14 protein-coding genes are annotated in these 13,161 nt (G+C 75.4%); 3 read left to right on the plus strand and 11 right to left on the minus strand.

All coding sequences use genetic code 11. From position 1 onward, the window contains the following. Positions 1-155 precede the first annotated feature (155 nt). The 5 genes from FB458_RS18690 to FB458_RS18710 are packed head-to-tail and all read right to left on the minus strand — an operon-like array spanning position 156 to position 5,707. The gene (locus FB458_RS18690; protein ID WP_246061373.1) at positions 156-1,217 is read right to left on the minus strand and encodes a threonine aldolase family protein; all 1,062 of its coding nucleotides are present in this window, start codon (positions 1,215-1,217) and stop codon (positions 156-158) included. A gap of 30 nt (positions 1,218-1,247) precedes the next feature. Next, positions 1,248-2,675 (minus strand): acyl-CoA synthetase, encoded by a 1,428-nt coding sequence (locus FB458_RS18695; protein ID WP_141849827.1) that lies wholly within the window; start codon positions 2,673-2,675, stop codon positions 1,248-1,250. 20 nt (positions 2,676-2,695) lie between these two features. Further along, complete coding sequence (locus tag FB458_RS18700) at positions 2,696-3,529, minus strand: DNA-formamidopyrimidine glycosylase family protein (RefSeq protein WP_141849828.1); 834 nt, start codon at positions 3,527-3,529, stop codon at positions 2,696-2,698. 38 nt (positions 3,530-3,567) lie between these two features. Beyond that, positions 3,568-4,308: a VOC family protein gene (locus tag FB458_RS18705; RefSeq protein WP_141849829.1), complete on the minus strand. Its 741-nt coding sequence runs from the start codon at positions 4,306-4,308 to the stop codon at positions 3,568-3,570. A gap of 43 nt (positions 4,309-4,351) precedes the next feature. Then, on the minus strand, positions 4,352-5,707 hold the full coding sequence (locus tag FB458_RS18710; RefSeq protein ID WP_141849830.1) for a class II 3-deoxy-7-phosphoheptulonate synthase: 1,356 nt from the start codon (positions 5,705-5,707) through the stop codon (positions 4,352-4,354). A gap of 180 nt (positions 5,708-5,887) precedes the next feature. Here FB458_RS18710 and FB458_RS18715 point away from each other — a divergent pair, with 180 nt between their 5' ends. Continuing rightward, positions 5,888-6,724, plus strand: coding sequence for a DUF1028 domain-containing protein (locus FB458_RS18715; protein WP_141849831.1), 837 nt, complete (start codon positions 5,888-5,890; stop codon positions 6,722-6,724). Positions 6,725-6,734: 10 nt separating this feature from the next. Here FB458_RS18715 and FB458_RS18720 read toward each other — a convergent pair whose 3' ends face one another. After that, positions 6,735-7,643 (minus strand): lysophospholipid acyltransferase family protein, encoded by a 909-nt coding sequence (locus FB458_RS18720; RefSeq protein ID WP_141849832.1) that lies wholly within the window; start codon positions 7,641-7,643, stop codon positions 6,735-6,737. Positions 7,644-7,817: 174 nt separating this feature from the next. Between FB458_RS18720 and FB458_RS18725 the strand changes: the two genes are divergently transcribed. Continuing rightward, positions 7,818-8,564, plus strand: coding sequence for an alpha/beta hydrolase (locus FB458_RS18725; RefSeq protein WP_246061635.1), 747 nt, complete (start codon positions 7,818-7,820; stop codon positions 8,562-8,564). Between the two features lie 3 nt (positions 8,565-8,567). Beyond that, a complete protein-coding gene (locus tag FB458_RS18730; RefSeq protein ID WP_141849834.1) occupies positions 8,568-9,284 on the plus strand; it encodes a hypothetical protein in 717 nt (238 codons plus the stop codon). A 4-nt stretch (positions 9,285-9,288) separates the two neighbouring features. Here the strand turns inward: FB458_RS18730 and FB458_RS18735 are convergent, their stop codons facing one another. Genes FB458_RS18735 through FB458_RS18755 form a run of 5 tightly spaced genes read right to left on the minus strand, consistent with a single transcriptional unit; the run spans position 9,289 to position 13,127 of the window. After that, entirely contained in the window at positions 9,289-9,984 is a 696-nt protein-coding gene (locus FB458_RS18735; RefSeq protein ID WP_141849835.1) for an endonuclease/exonuclease/phosphatase family protein, read from the minus strand. Further along, on the minus strand, positions 9,981-10,979 hold the full coding sequence (locus FB458_RS18740) for an ROK family glucokinase (protein WP_141849836.1): 999 nt from the start codon (positions 10,977-10,979) through the stop codon (positions 9,981-9,983). Before FB458_RS18740 ends, FB458_RS18735 begins: the two co-directional genes overlap by 4 nt. After that, positions 10,976-11,437, minus strand: coding sequence for a hypothetical protein (locus FB458_RS21480; RefSeq protein ID WP_170185751.1), 462 nt, complete (start codon positions 11,435-11,437; stop codon positions 10,976-10,978). Before FB458_RS21480 ends, FB458_RS18740 begins: the two co-directional genes overlap by 4 nt. Further along, positions 11,430-12,677 carry an ArsA family ATPase gene (locus FB458_RS18750; RefSeq protein ID WP_141849838.1) on the minus strand — a complete coding sequence of 416 codons (1,248 nt, stop codon included), beginning with the start codon at positions 12,675-12,677 and terminating at the stop codon, positions 11,430-11,432. The genes FB458_RS21480 and FB458_RS18750 overlap by 8 nt, the downstream gene beginning before the upstream one ends. Before the next feature lie 6 nt (positions 12,678-12,683). Further along, positions 12,684-13,127: an SRPBCC family protein gene (locus tag FB458_RS18755; protein WP_141849839.1), complete on the minus strand. Its 444-nt coding sequence runs from the start codon at positions 13,125-13,127 to the stop codon at positions 12,684-12,686. Positions 13,128-13,161: the final 34 nt, after the last annotated feature.

Genomic DNA, 13,161 nt, shown 5'->3' on the forward strand with positions numbered 1-13,161 from the left:
CCCCTGCTCCCCCGCCGACCGAGCGGTGACACGACACGCACCGGCCTCCCCGGTGGGCCCGACGAGGTGTCGGGCCGCACCACTGTGCACGACGACGGCACGGGTCGCGGCACGCTGCGGTGGATCCGCAGGAAGTCCGACCGAACGGCCGAGGGTCAGTCGCCCTTCGGTCCCTCGCCCAGCAGCGACCCCACGACGTCGATCGCCGCGTCGGTGCCGGCGTCGTCGACGTCGAGGTGCCAGACCAGCCGGACCGCACTCGGGCCGACGGCGTAGATCCGCACGCCCTGCTCCAGCGCCGCGGCGACGAGGTCGGCGGCCCGCCAGCCGGCGACGCCGACGTCCATGACGAGGATGTTGGTCTCGACGGTGTCCGGGTCGAGGCAGCCCGGGGCGGCCTCGGCGAAGACGGCGGCCGCGCGCTTCGCACGGGCGTGGTCCTCCGCGAGCCGCTCGACGTGGTGCGCGAGCGCGTGCCGCCCCGCCGCGGCGAGGATGCCGACCTGGCGCATCCCGCCGCCGTACCGCTTGCGCCAGATCCGGGCCTCGGCGATGCGCTCTCGCGACGAGACCAGCACCGACCCCACCGGGGCGCCGAGCCCCTTGCTCAGGCACACCGACACGGTGTCGAACTCCCGGCCCCAGTCGTCGAGGGCGTCACCGGACGCGACGTGGGCGTTCCAGAGCCGGGCCCCGTCGAGGTGCATCCGGACGCCGACCTCCTGCGTCGCGGCGCGCAGCCGACGCACCTCGTCGAGCGACTGGACGGTGCCGCCCCCGAAGTTGTGGGTGTTCTCGACGACGACCAGCGCCGTGTTGACCTGGTACGCACCGGCGCCCGTCACCATGAGGTCGAGCGGCTGCTGCGCGTCGAGCCGCCCGCGCTGCGAGACCCAGGTGCGCGAGGTGATCGCGGAGAAGACGGCCGCGGCCCCCAGCTCGGCGCGCACGACGTGGGCCAGCGAGTCGCAGACCAGCTCCTGCCCCGGCGCGACGTGCAGCCGCAGCCCGAGCTGGTTGGCCATCGACCCGGTCGGCGTGAAGAGGCCGGCCTCGTGGCCGAGCAGCCCGGCGACCTCCTCCTCGAGCGCGTTGACGGTCGGGTCCTCGCCGAAGACGTCGTCGCCGACCTCGGCGTCCGCCATCGCCCGTCGCATCGCGTCGGTCGGCTTCGTCAGGGTGTCGGACAGCAGGTCGGCGCGCAGGGTGGCGGTCACGTCGCCAACCTACGCCCGCCGGGGGGCGGGTCAGCCGCCGGGGAGCAGCGTCTTCTGCACCTTGCCCATCGCATTCCGGGGAAGCGAGTCGACGAAGCGGACCGCACGCGGTCGCTTGTGGGCCGACAGCTGCTCACCCACGTGGGCGGTCAGCTCCGCCGCAGTGGATTCCTGGTCATCGACCGGGCCGGCCGGCACGACGTAGGCGACGATCCGTTGGCCGAGGTCGTCGTCGGCCTCGCCCACGACGGCGCACTCGCGCACCGCGTCGTGCCCGAGCAGGACGGTCTCGACCTCGCCCGCCCCGATGCGGTAGCCCCCGGACTTGATGAGGTCGGTCGACTCGCGTCCGACGATGCGGTGCCACCCGTGCTCGTCGACGACGGCGACGTCCCCCGTGCGGAACCAGCCGTCGTCGGTCCACGACCGCGCCGTGGCGTCCGGGTTGCCGAGGTAGCCGTCGAACAGGGTGGCGCCGCGCACCTCGAGCCGGCCGACCGAGTCGCCGTCGTGCGGCACGTCGTCACCGTCCTCGGTGCGCAGCCGCGTCTCGACCCCGGCGACGGGCACGCCCACCCACCCGGCGCGCGGCTGCGCGTCCGCGCGCGTGGCGACGGTGATGAGGGTCTCGCTCATGCCGTAGCGCTCGACGACGTGGTGCCCGGTCAGCTCGGCGACCCGCTCGAAGACCGGCACCGGCAGGGCCGCGCTGCCGGAGACGAGCAGCCGCGCCGAGCGCAGCGCCCGCGCGTCGTCGGGCGACTCGGCGATCCGCGACCACACCGTCGGCACCCCGAAGAACAGCGTCGCGCCGTCGCGGGCGGCGGTCGCGTAGGCCTCCGGCCGGGGCCGGCCGACGTGGTGCAGCCCGCTGCCCCGGCGCAGCACCCCGAGCACCCCGAGGACGAGCCCGTGCACGTGGAAGAGCGGCAGCCCGTGGGCGAGGACGTCGTCGGCGGTCCAGGCCCACGCGTCGGCGAGGGCGTCGAGGCCGGCGACGACCGCGGCCCGCGAGAGGACGACACCCTTGGGCAGGCCCGTCGTCCCGGACGTGTAGAGCAGCAGCGCCGTCGCGGACGGGTCGACCACCGCCGGCTCGGTGTCGGCGCGGGCGGCGAGGTCGACGGGGACGACCGGCAGACCGCCGTCGTCGTCCGGCGCCGGACCCAGCCAGGCCTGGGCGCCGGAGTCGGTGAGCAGGTGGGCGCGCTCGCGCACCCCCGAGTCGGGCGGGACCGGCACGACGGCGACGCCCGCCCGCAGCGCCCCGACGACGGCGACGACCGTCGACAGCGTCGGCTCGGCGTGCACGGCCACCCGGGTCAGGCCGGTGAGCGTCGGCGCCACTGCGGCGGCCGCCCCGCGCAGGTCGCCGTACGTCGTCCCGTCGGCGCCGACGCGCACGCGCGTCGGCCCGCCGGCCTCCAGACCGGTCAGCAGGTGCAGCGCGCCGTCCACGCCCGTGAACCTACCCGCGCCTACTCCTGCTCCTGCGCGCACCACCACGTCGTGCGGCCGCCGACGGTGGCCCGGCGCATCTCGGCGCCGCACCGCGGGCAGCGGGCGCCGGCGTGCCGGAAGGGGATGATCTCGCCGGTGTGGACGCCGCCGTGGCGGATGGCGAGGCGCACGCCCTTGCGCAGCTGGCGCCGCAGCTCGTCGAGCTCGTCCTCGTCGAGGCTGCCGCACAGCCGCTTCGGGGACAGGTGCGCCTGCCAGAGCACCTCGTCGGCGAGCAGGTTGCCGACGCCGGCGATCTTGCCCTGGTCGAGCAGTCGCGCCTTGAGCGGCGCCTTCCCCGTGCCGACCACCTCGCGGAACTCCTCGCGGCCGATCTGCGCCGCGTCGGGGCCGACGGCGTCGAGGTCGGGCTCGAGCCGGGCCCGGCCGAGCCGGCGCGGGTCGAGCAGCCGCAGCGAGCCGCCGTCCTCGAACCACAGCGTGAAGCGGAACCACACCTCCTTGCGCTGCCTCCCGCGGGAGGGACCGGAGCCGACGTAGTCGCCGCCCTCGTGCGCCTCGCCGCCGGAGCTCGGCGGGGCGACGAGGATGCGTCCGCTCATCCCGAGGTGCAGGCCGAGCCGGGGGCCGGCGCCGCGGGCGCCGTCCTCGCCCGACGTCTCGCACCACATCGTCTTGCCGCGGCGGTGCGCCGACGTCAGGTGGCGGCCGACGAGCGCGTCCCGGATCTCCCCCGGCTGGTGCGGCCGGCACTCGTAGGTGTCGGTGTCGTCGACGTCGGCGATCCTGCGCCGCAACGCCGCTCGCTCGATGACGGACCGCGCGGACTCGACCTCGGGCAGCTCGGGCACAGGTCGATCCTCGCCCGGCGGCGCGGGCTTCGCCGCCGTCACTGCTGGTCGGCGACCTCGTGGGCCAGCAGGCACACCTCGTTGCCGGACGGGTCCTGCAGCACGGTCCAGGGCAGGTCGTCCGCGGTGCCGGGGGCGGGTCGACCGCCGAGGTCGAGCAGCCGTGCCAGGACCTCGTCGCGGTCGTCGCCGTCGGTGGGACGCACGTCGAGGTGCACCCGGTTCTTGCCGTCGGCCGCCTTCGGGGACGGCTCGGGGCACAGCTCGAGAAGCGGCCCGACCCCGAGCGGGTGGCGCAGCACGCGCCCGTCGCCGTCGGCCGGCTGGACCACCCACCCGCTGGCCGTCGCCCAGAAGGCCGCGTCCCGCACCGGGTCGGCGCTGTCGAGGGGCAGGGCCGCGATCGGGGCGGCCGCGGCGTCGTACGCCGGCCGCTCCTCCATGACGCAGAACGGGTTGCCCTCGACGTCGGCGAGGACCACCCACGGCGCGTCGCGCTGCCCGATGTCGACCCGCCGGGCGCCCAGCGCCTCGGCCCGGGCGACGACGGCGGCCTGCCGCGCCCCGCCGGCGAGGTCGAGGTGCAGCCGGCGCGGACCCGTCCACGGGTCCGGCACCCGGACCAGGCACAGGTCGAGGAACACGCCGTCCGCCAGGGGCATCCGCGCCTCGACGAGGTCGGGGGACGCGAACAGCGGCTCGGCACCGAGCAACCCGGCCCAGAAGGCGCCGAGCACGGACGGGTCGTGGGCGTCGAGGACGACGTTCTCCAGGCGCATGCCCCAGTCCTACCAGCGAGCGGCGACAGCCGGCCCGCGCACGTCACTCCGCGCTGAGCATCTCCGCGACGAGGAAGGCCAGCTCGAGGCTCTGCTGGTGGTTCAGCCGCGGGTCGCACAGCGTCTCGTAGCGCGTCGCGAGGTCGGCGTCCTCGATGTGCATCGTGCCGCCGAGGCACTCGGTGACGTCGTTGCCGGTCAGCTCGACGTGGATCCCTCCGGGGACGGTCCCCAGCGCGCGGTGCACCTCGAAGAAGCCGCGGACCTCGTCGACGACGTCGTCGAAGCGCCGCGTCTTGTAGCCGCTGGCCGACTCGAACGTGTTGCCGTGCATGGGGTCGCAGATCCACGTCACCTCGGCGCCGGCCGCGGTGACCGCCTCGACGACCGCCGGCAGCGCGTCGCGCACGGTGCCGCAGCCCATCCGGGTGATGAGCGTGACCCGACCCGGCTCGTGCTGCGGGTCGACCTTGTCGATGATCTTCAGCAGCTCGGCCGGGTCGGCCTTGGCCGAGACCTTGATGCCGACCGGGTTGCTGATCCGCGAGACGAAGTCGATGTGCGCGCTGTCGAGGTCTCGGGTGCGCTCCCCGACCCACACGAAGTGCGCCGAGGTGTCGTAGGCCTTGCCGGTGCGCGAGTCGACGCGGGTGAGCGGGCGCTCGTAGTCCAGCAGCAGCGCCTCGTGGGCGGAGTAGAACTCCGTCGCGCTCATCGCGTCGACGTCGACGCCGCAGGCGACCATGAAGCGCATCGCCTTGTCGATGTCGTGGGCGATCCGCTCGTAGTGCACGTTCGCCGAGGTCGCGACGAAGCCCTTGTTCCAGTCGTGGACGTGCTGCAGACCGCCGAAACCGCCGGTGGTGAACGCCCGCACGAGGTTCAGGGTGGCGCTGGCCGTGTGGTACGCCCGGACCAGCCGCTGCGGGTCGGGCCGGCGCGCGGTCTCCTCGAAGGCGAAGTCGTTGATCATGTCGCCGCGGTAGGCCGGCAGCGTCACGCCGTCACGGGTCTCCGAGCCCGAGCTGCGCGGCTTGGCGTACTGCCCCGCCATCCGGCCCATCTTCACGACCGGCACCGAGGCGCCGTAGGTCAGCACGGCCGCCATCTGCAGGACGGTCTTGACCCGGTCGCGGATGTTGTCGGCCGTCGCGTCGGCGAAGGTCTCGGCGCAGTCGCCGCCCTGGAGCACGAAGGCCTCGCCGCGGGCCGCCGCGGCCAGCCGCGTGCGCAGCTGGTCGCACTCGCCGGCGAAGACGAGCGGGGGGTACGACGACAGGGTCGCCACCGCCGCCCGCAGGGCCTCGGCGTCGGGCCACTCGGGCTGCTGGCGGGCGACGAGGGAGCCGGCCGCCTTCTCGAGGTCGGCCTGGAGGAGCGCGCTGTCCTGCGGTGTCACCCCAGGAGTCTAGGAGCGTCCGGCATCCGGACGGTCCGAGGTCCGCATCGCGAACCCGCCGGTCCCGGCCCCTGGCGTCACCCGCGGGGACGACGTGGCCGGACGCTGCCACCGGCCACCCCCGGACTGCGCCCGGAAGTCCTCTTCAGGACATCGTTGCGCCCCACTACCGTCCGGGCCATGACCTTCTCCATCGTGGCCCGGCAGGGTGGCTCGGTCGGCGTCGCCGTCGCGAGCAAGTTCATCGCCGTCGGCGCCGTCGTGCCCCAGACCCGGCTCGGCGTCGGGGCGGTCGCGACCCAGTCCTTCGCCCGGGTCGCCTACCGCGAGGAGGTCCTCGCGCTGCTCGACCAAGGGGTCTCCCCCGCCGACGCGCTGGCCCGCACGACCGCGGCCGACGAGGACCGCGACCGCCGCCAGCTGGGGGCCGTGTCCGCCGAGGGCCAGGCCACCTTCACCGGCGCCGGCTGCATGGACTGGGCCGGCGGCGTGACCGGGGAGCTCGCGGAGGACGGCGGGACCACCCGCTACGCCATCCAGGGCAACATCCTCGTCGGCGAGCAGGTCGTCCTCGAGATGGAGCGCGCCTTCCGCGCGGGCGCCGGGCGGCCGCTCGCGCACCGGCTCGTCGAGGCGCTGCTGGCCGGCGACGCCGCCGGCGGGGACGCGCGCGGCCGGCAGGGCGCCGCCGTCGTCGTCGCCACCCCCGGCGCGGGGTACGACCACGCCGGCACCGAGGTCGACCTGCGCGTCGACGACCACCCGCAGGCCCCGACCGAGCTGGCCCGGCTGCTCGACCTCAACGACCTGTACTTCTCCGGACCCGAGGACGTCGTCCCGCTCGAGGGCGACGTCGCCGACGAGGTCGCGACCCGCCTGCGCACCCTGGGGTACGACGCCCCGCAGGTCGAGGCCGCGCTCGGGGAGTGGGCCGGCGTGGAGAACTACGAGATGCGCCTGGTCCCCGGCGGCATCGACACCAAGGTGCTGCAGCGGCTGCGGGACCTCACCGCCTGAGGCCCGCGGGTCAGCTCGCGGCCTGGCGTCCGGCGGCGTCCTCGGGGTCCTTCGCGTGCCCACCCTCACCGTGGGCGAGGTCGCGCACGTGGTCCAGGGCGGCGGCCGGGTCGGTCGTCAGGCCGTCGTACCCCTCGCCCTCGCCCTCGCCCTCGGCGGCGGCCAGCGCCGCCTCCAGCTCGGGGGCGGCGGAGCCGGGCCGGGCCGCGTCCTGCAGCTCGCGGGCCTTGACCCGCGCCGCCTTGAGCAGCCGCTCCTTCGCCGACGTCGCGTACTCGTCGACGTACTCCTGCCCCGACAGCAGCATCAGCTCGTACATGATCTCGTCGGTGATAGCGCGCAGGACGAAGCGGTCGTTCTCCATCCCCTCGTAGCGGGAGAAGTCGAGCGGGGGCCCGATGCGGATGCCGATCCGCATGATCTTGGGGACCTTCTTGCCCGTGGGCTGCGCCTTGTCGGTCCCGATCATCGCGACGGGCAGCACCGGCGCGCCGCTCTCCAGCGACATCCGGGCGATCCCCGTGCGGCCGCGGTAGAGCCGGCCGTCGGGCGAGCGGGTGCCCTCGGGGTAGATGCCGAGCAGGTCGCCGCGGCGCAGCACCCGCAGGCCGGAGCGCAGGGCCGCGTCGCTGGCCTTGCCGCCGGTCCGGTCGATCGGCAGCTGCCCGACGCCCCGGAAGAACCCGGCCGTCAGCCAGCCCTTGACCCCGCGCCCGGTGAAGTAGTCGGACTTGGCGAGGAACGTCATGCGGCGCGGCACGGTGAGCGGCAGGAAGATCGAGTCCGAGAAGGACAGGTGGTTGCTGGCGAAGATCGCCGCCCCCTCCTCGGGGATGTGCTCGGCACCCTCGACCCACGGGCGGAACAGCACGCGCAGCACCGGGCCGAGCACGATCCTCTTCAGGAACCAGTAGAACACCGTCGTCCTCCTCCACGTCCCCGTCCACGTGCTCGGGGTGCCGGGCCTCGGACTCTACGGCACGCGCGGGGCCCTACCGGGCGCCGTACGGGCCGTGCGACGATGGGCCGCCCCACCCCGTCCCGTCCCTGCCCGTCCCGTCAGACCCCGTCGGAGGACCCCAGCGTGTCGGTGATGCCCGGTGCCGAGCCGTACAGCCACGACGGGGGTGAGATCGGTGTCGTCGTGTGCCACGGGTACACCGGCACCCCCCAGGGGCTGCGACCGTGGGCGGAGCACCTGGCCGCCGCCGGGTACACCGTGCGACTGCCCCGCCTGCCCGGTCACGGGACGACGTGGCGGCAGCTGGCCGGCACCCGGTGGCCGGACTGGTACGCCGCCGTCGACAGCGAGTTCCGCGAGCTGCACGAGACGTGCCGCGAGGTGTTCGTCGCCGGGCTGTCGATGGGCGGGCTGCTCGCGACGAAGCTGGCCATCGAGCACGGCCCGCGGGTGGCCGGGCTCCTGCTCGTCAACCCGGTCTTCGCGCACGACAACCGGCTGCTGCCGCTGCTGCCCGCGCTGCGGCACGTCGTCCCGAGCCTGCCCGGGGTCGTCGGCGACATCAAGAAGCCCGGGGTGCGCGAGCTGGGGTACGACCGCAACCCGCTGCAGGCCATGCACTCGCAGCGCCGGCTGTGGGCGGAGGTCGTGCGCGACCTGCCCGAGGTGACGCAACCGGTGCTGCTCCTGCACTCCCGCGAGGACCATGTCGTGCCCCCGATGAGCTCGGCGCTGCTGCTGTCGCGGATCTCCAGCGACGACGTCACCGAGATCTGGCTCGAGAACTCCTTCCACGTGGCTACCCTCGACAACGACGCTCCCCTCATCCACGATGAGTCGGTGCGGTTCATCGAGCGGTTGACCGCCGGGAGAGGCTGAGGCGTGCCCGACAAGGACGTGGACGAGCAGTTCGCCGCGATCATGGCGCACTGGCACGAGGACGCGCTCGGACTGGACCCGTACGGCGACCCGGACCGCGACGAGCGGCCCGAGCGGCCCGAGCGGCCCGAGGGCCGCGACGGACGGGACGTCCGGGACGGCGACGAGGGCCACGACGACCGGGCGCCGGGGTCGGCGACCGCCCACCTGGACGAGCTCGACGCGCTGTCGGCGCGCGACCTCGACGACCTGCGCGACCTCGACGCCCCCTCGCCCGACGCGGCCGCCCCGGCCGCCCCGGCCGCCCCGGTGGTGCCGTCGGCACCGGTGGTGAACCCCGTCAACCCCGCGCCCGCCGTCACGCCGCCCCCGGTCCGCCCCGCCGAGCCGGACGGCGACGAGTCCCGTGCCGGGTCGACGAGCGGCCCCCGCCCCGGCACGGCCTGGCGCGCGCACGTGCCCGTCGAGGACCCGGCGGACGAGCACTACGTCCCGCCGCCGCCGCAGCCGCTCCCCTCGTCCGAGGACAAGCACTTCTGGCTGATGATGCTCGGTCTCGTGGGCGGACCGCTGCTGTTCCTGTGGCTCATCCTCTTCGACCGCGACGGCAACGGCTGGTGGATGGTCGGCGCCATCGGCATGACCGTCGCCGGGTTCGTGCTGCTCGTCCTGCGCCAGCCGTTCGAGCGCGACGAGGACGACGACGGGGTGCGGCTCTAGCCGCTCAGACCTCGACCTCGACCCATACGGGTCGGTGGTCGCTGGCGGCGCGCACGTCGTCCTCGTCGAGGTCGACCGGGTCGCCGGGGCGGACGAGCAGGTCCGGCGTCGCCAGGACGACGTCGAGGGCCTTGTCCGGCGCCCACACCGGGAAGGTGGGGGTGCCGTCGGTCGCGGCGCGGTGGCGCGTCGAGAGGACCCCGTACGCCGCCCCGTCGGGACCCTCGTTGAGGTCGCCGGCGACGAGGGTCCGGGTCGCGGACCCGTCCGGCTCGACGACGCCGAGCAGGCGGTGCACGTGCCGCACCCGCTGGGCGGGCGAGAGGCTGAGGTGGACGCTGACGACGGTGAGCGGGGGTCGGTCGCCGAGGGCGACCCGGGCGACGGCGTACCCCCGGGTGCGCACCCCGGGCAGGACCGGGAGCCGGTGGTGCTCGAGCGCCAGCCGGGTCACCCGCGGGCCGGTGAGGACCGTGGTGCCGCCGCTGCCGCGGTGACCGCCGCCCCACCCCATCCCGCCCTCGGCGGCGAAGGCGCGCACCCGCCGGCCGCCGAGCAGCCGGCGCGGCACCTCCTGCAGGCACAGGACGTCGGGGGCGAGCGCGCGCACGACGCGCGCCGCCGCGTGCCGGTCGTCGAGGAAGTCGCGGGTGTTGTACGACGCCAGCCGCAGCGTCGCGGGTCCCCGCTCCCCGGTCACGGCAGCTCGAGACCGGCCGAGTCCATCCGGGCCAGGTCGGCCGCGCCGATGAGCCCGGCCTCGTTGCCGAGCTCCGCGGCGACGACGCGGGCCATCGGGCGGTAGCCGCGGCCGGTCAGCTGGCGCCGGAACGTCTCGCGAGCCGGGTCGAGCAGGAGGGGGCCGGCCGCGCTGACCCCGCCGCCGACGACGAAGGTGCCGGGGTCGAAGGCGGCGGCGAGGTTGGCGATGCCGACCCCGAGCCAGTGGCCGATCTCGGCGAGCAGCTCGACGGCGGTGGGGTCCCCGGCCTGCGCGGCCGCGGTGATCCCCGGCCCGGTGAGGGCGGAGGGGTCGCCGCCGACGCCGGCCAGCAGGTCGTTGGCCACGGGCGAGCGGGCGGCGATGAGGCCGCGCGCCTCGCGCACGAGCGCGTTGCCGCTGGCGTACTGCTCCCAGCAGCCGCGGTTGCCGCACTCGCAGCGCAGGCCGTTGGGCACGACCTGCATGTGCCCGAACTCGCCGGCGATGCCGTAGCGACCGCGCTGCACCCGGCCGTCGATGACGATGCCGCCGCCGATGCCCGTGCCGAGGTTGACGATCATCGTGTGCGTCTCGCCGCGCGCGGCGCCGAACTTCCACTCCGCCCACGCCGCGGCGTTGGCGTCGTTGTCGACGGTGATCGGGACGTTGACCCGGCGGGCGAGGTTCTCCTGCAACGGCTCGTGGCGCCACGACAGGTGCGGGGCGAAGACGACGGTGCGCCGGTCGGCCGCGACGAACCCGGCGGCGCCGATGCCGACCGCCACCACCCGCTCGCGCCCGACCGCGGCGAACAGCTCCTCGACGACGGCGACGATCGTGTCCTCGACGACGTCCGGCGAGGTCGAGCGGTGCGGGGTGTCGCGGCGGGCGCGGCGCGAGACGGTGCCGTCGGCGGCGACGACGCCACCCGCGACCTTGGTCCCGCCGATGTCGATGCCGATGGCGAGGTCGGCGCCGGGCGCGCTGGTCATCGGGTGGGCTCCTCGTGGTCGTCGTCGTGGTCGTCGTCGTGCTCGTCGTCGTGCTCGTCGAGGGGGATGTCCTCGACGTCGGGGCCGGGCCGCGGCGGTGGCGCGGCCTGCTCGGTCCGGCGCGAGGCGGCCACCTCGCGCAGCGACTCGGTGAGCATCGCCGCGAGGTCCGCGAGCCGGTCGACGGTCTCGGGACGCACCGAGCGCGCGACCCGCAGCAGCTGGCACACCGGGCACAGGTGGCAGACGCTCGCCGGGTCGGCCGCCGCGGCGGCGTCGTGGGGACCGTCGTGGGTCGCCTCCGGGGGCGGGTCGCCCTCCGGGTCGCCATCCTGGTGGCCCGGAGGGGCGTCGTACGGCGGCCCGGGGCGGGCGGGGTCGGTGCCCGCGCCCCCGAGGAGGGCGTCGAGCAGCCGCGCGGTCTCCTCGGCCACGCTGCCGACGCCGCCCTCAGCCACGCGTGCCGCCCGCTGCGGCCAGGCTCGCCGGCCAGGCCCCCGGGGTCGGGGTGAAGCGCACCCGCAACGTGCCGTCGCGCACGGCCGCACCGCGCACCGTGCACCGGGTGAGGACGGCGGGTAGCGCGAGGACCCGGCGGTGCCCGCCGACGGAGACGAGCAGCTCGGCGTCGCGGCGCTTGAGGTCGACGTCGCCGCGGTCGGCCAGCGGCAGGTCGAGCGAGAGGACGAACTCCTCCCCCATCCGCTTGACGGCCAGGCCGTGGCGCGGGACGGGCGAGAGCAGCGCCTGCGGGTCGACCCCGCCGGCCGCGGCGAGCTCGGCGAGGGCGTCCGGACCGACGGGCTCGCGGGCGAGGTACGGCGTCGTCGTGACGGGCACCCCGGCGAACGACTCCGCCACCTCGCGCAGCCCCTCCTGCTGGGCGGCGTTCCACCCCGCCAGCCACGGGTCGGGCGCGCCACCCGTCCGGGCGGCGCGCTGCGCGTCCGGCAGGAGCCGGTTGACGACGACCCCGTCGACCGCGACGCCGTACAGCGACAACGAGGTCCAGGTGCGGCGCGACTCGGCGACGACCACCCGCTCGGGCGTCGTCACGAGGCGGACCGAGGCCTGCTGCCCGGTGAGCAGCCGCTGCACCTCGCGCATCCGCTGGAGCCACCCGCGCACCGTCTCGACGACCTCGGGACCGGGCAGCGGGACCCCGGCGGCCGCCGTCGCCGCCGGTCGCAGGGTGCGCAGCAGCCCCCGCTGCGCGGGCAGCAGCCGCTCGAGGTGCCACGCGAGCGCCTCGGGCAGCGCGAGCAGCCGCAGCGTCTCGGCCGTCGGCGCGCAGTCGACGACGACCAGGTCGTGCTCGCCCGATCCGGCGTGCTCGTGCAGCGCGAGGAGCGCGGCGACCTCGTCGGCGCCGGGCAGGGCGGTCAGCTCGTCGGCGACGACCGGGTCGACCCCGACGCTGTCGAGGACGCGCAGCAGGTAGTCCTGCACGAGCCGCCAGGACGGGTCCAGGGTGCGGCCGGCGCTCGCGTGCAGCGCCCGCAGCCGCGGCTCGACGTCGACCGGCCCGGTGGCCGGCGCGTCCGGCAGCGGCACCCCCAGCGCGTCGCCGAGCGAGTGCGCCGCGTCGGTCGACAGCACGAGCGTGCGCAGCCCCGCGCGGGCGGCGGCCACCGCGGTGGCGGCGGCGGTCGTCGTCTTGCCGACGCCGCCCTTGCCCGTGAAGAGGACGATGCGCACCGGCGGTCAGGCCTCGACGTGCTTCTTGAGCTCCTTGAGGGCCGTCTCGACGATGACCTTCTCCGCCTTGCGCTTGAGCATCCCGAGCATGGGGATGTTGAGGTCGACCGCGAGCCGGTAGGTGACCCGGGTGCCGGCGTCGTCGGCGTCGAGGGTGTAGGAGCCGTTCATGCTCTTGAGGACCGTGGCGCGCACGAGCTGCCAGGAGACGACGCCGGTGCCGTCCTCGGCGACCTCCCAGTCGTAGTCGAGGACGTAGGTGTCCTTGATGACGCCCGCGTCGAGGACGAACTCGACCTGGTCGGCCCACCCGTCGCCCTCCTCGGACAGGACGGTGACCTTCTTGACGTCGCCGGCCCACGACGGGTACGCCGGGAAGTCGGCGATCGCGTCGAGGACGCGGCCGGGGTCGGCCGCGATCTGGATCGAGGACTCGGTGCGGTCGGCCATGCGGGGAAGGCTACCCGGCCGCCGGCGACGATCC

This window comes from Lapillicoccus jejuensis (assembly GCF_006715055.1).
Taxonomy (GTDB): Bacteria; Actinomycetota; Actinomycetes; order Actinomycetales; family Dermatophilaceae; genus Lapillicoccus; species Lapillicoccus jejuensis.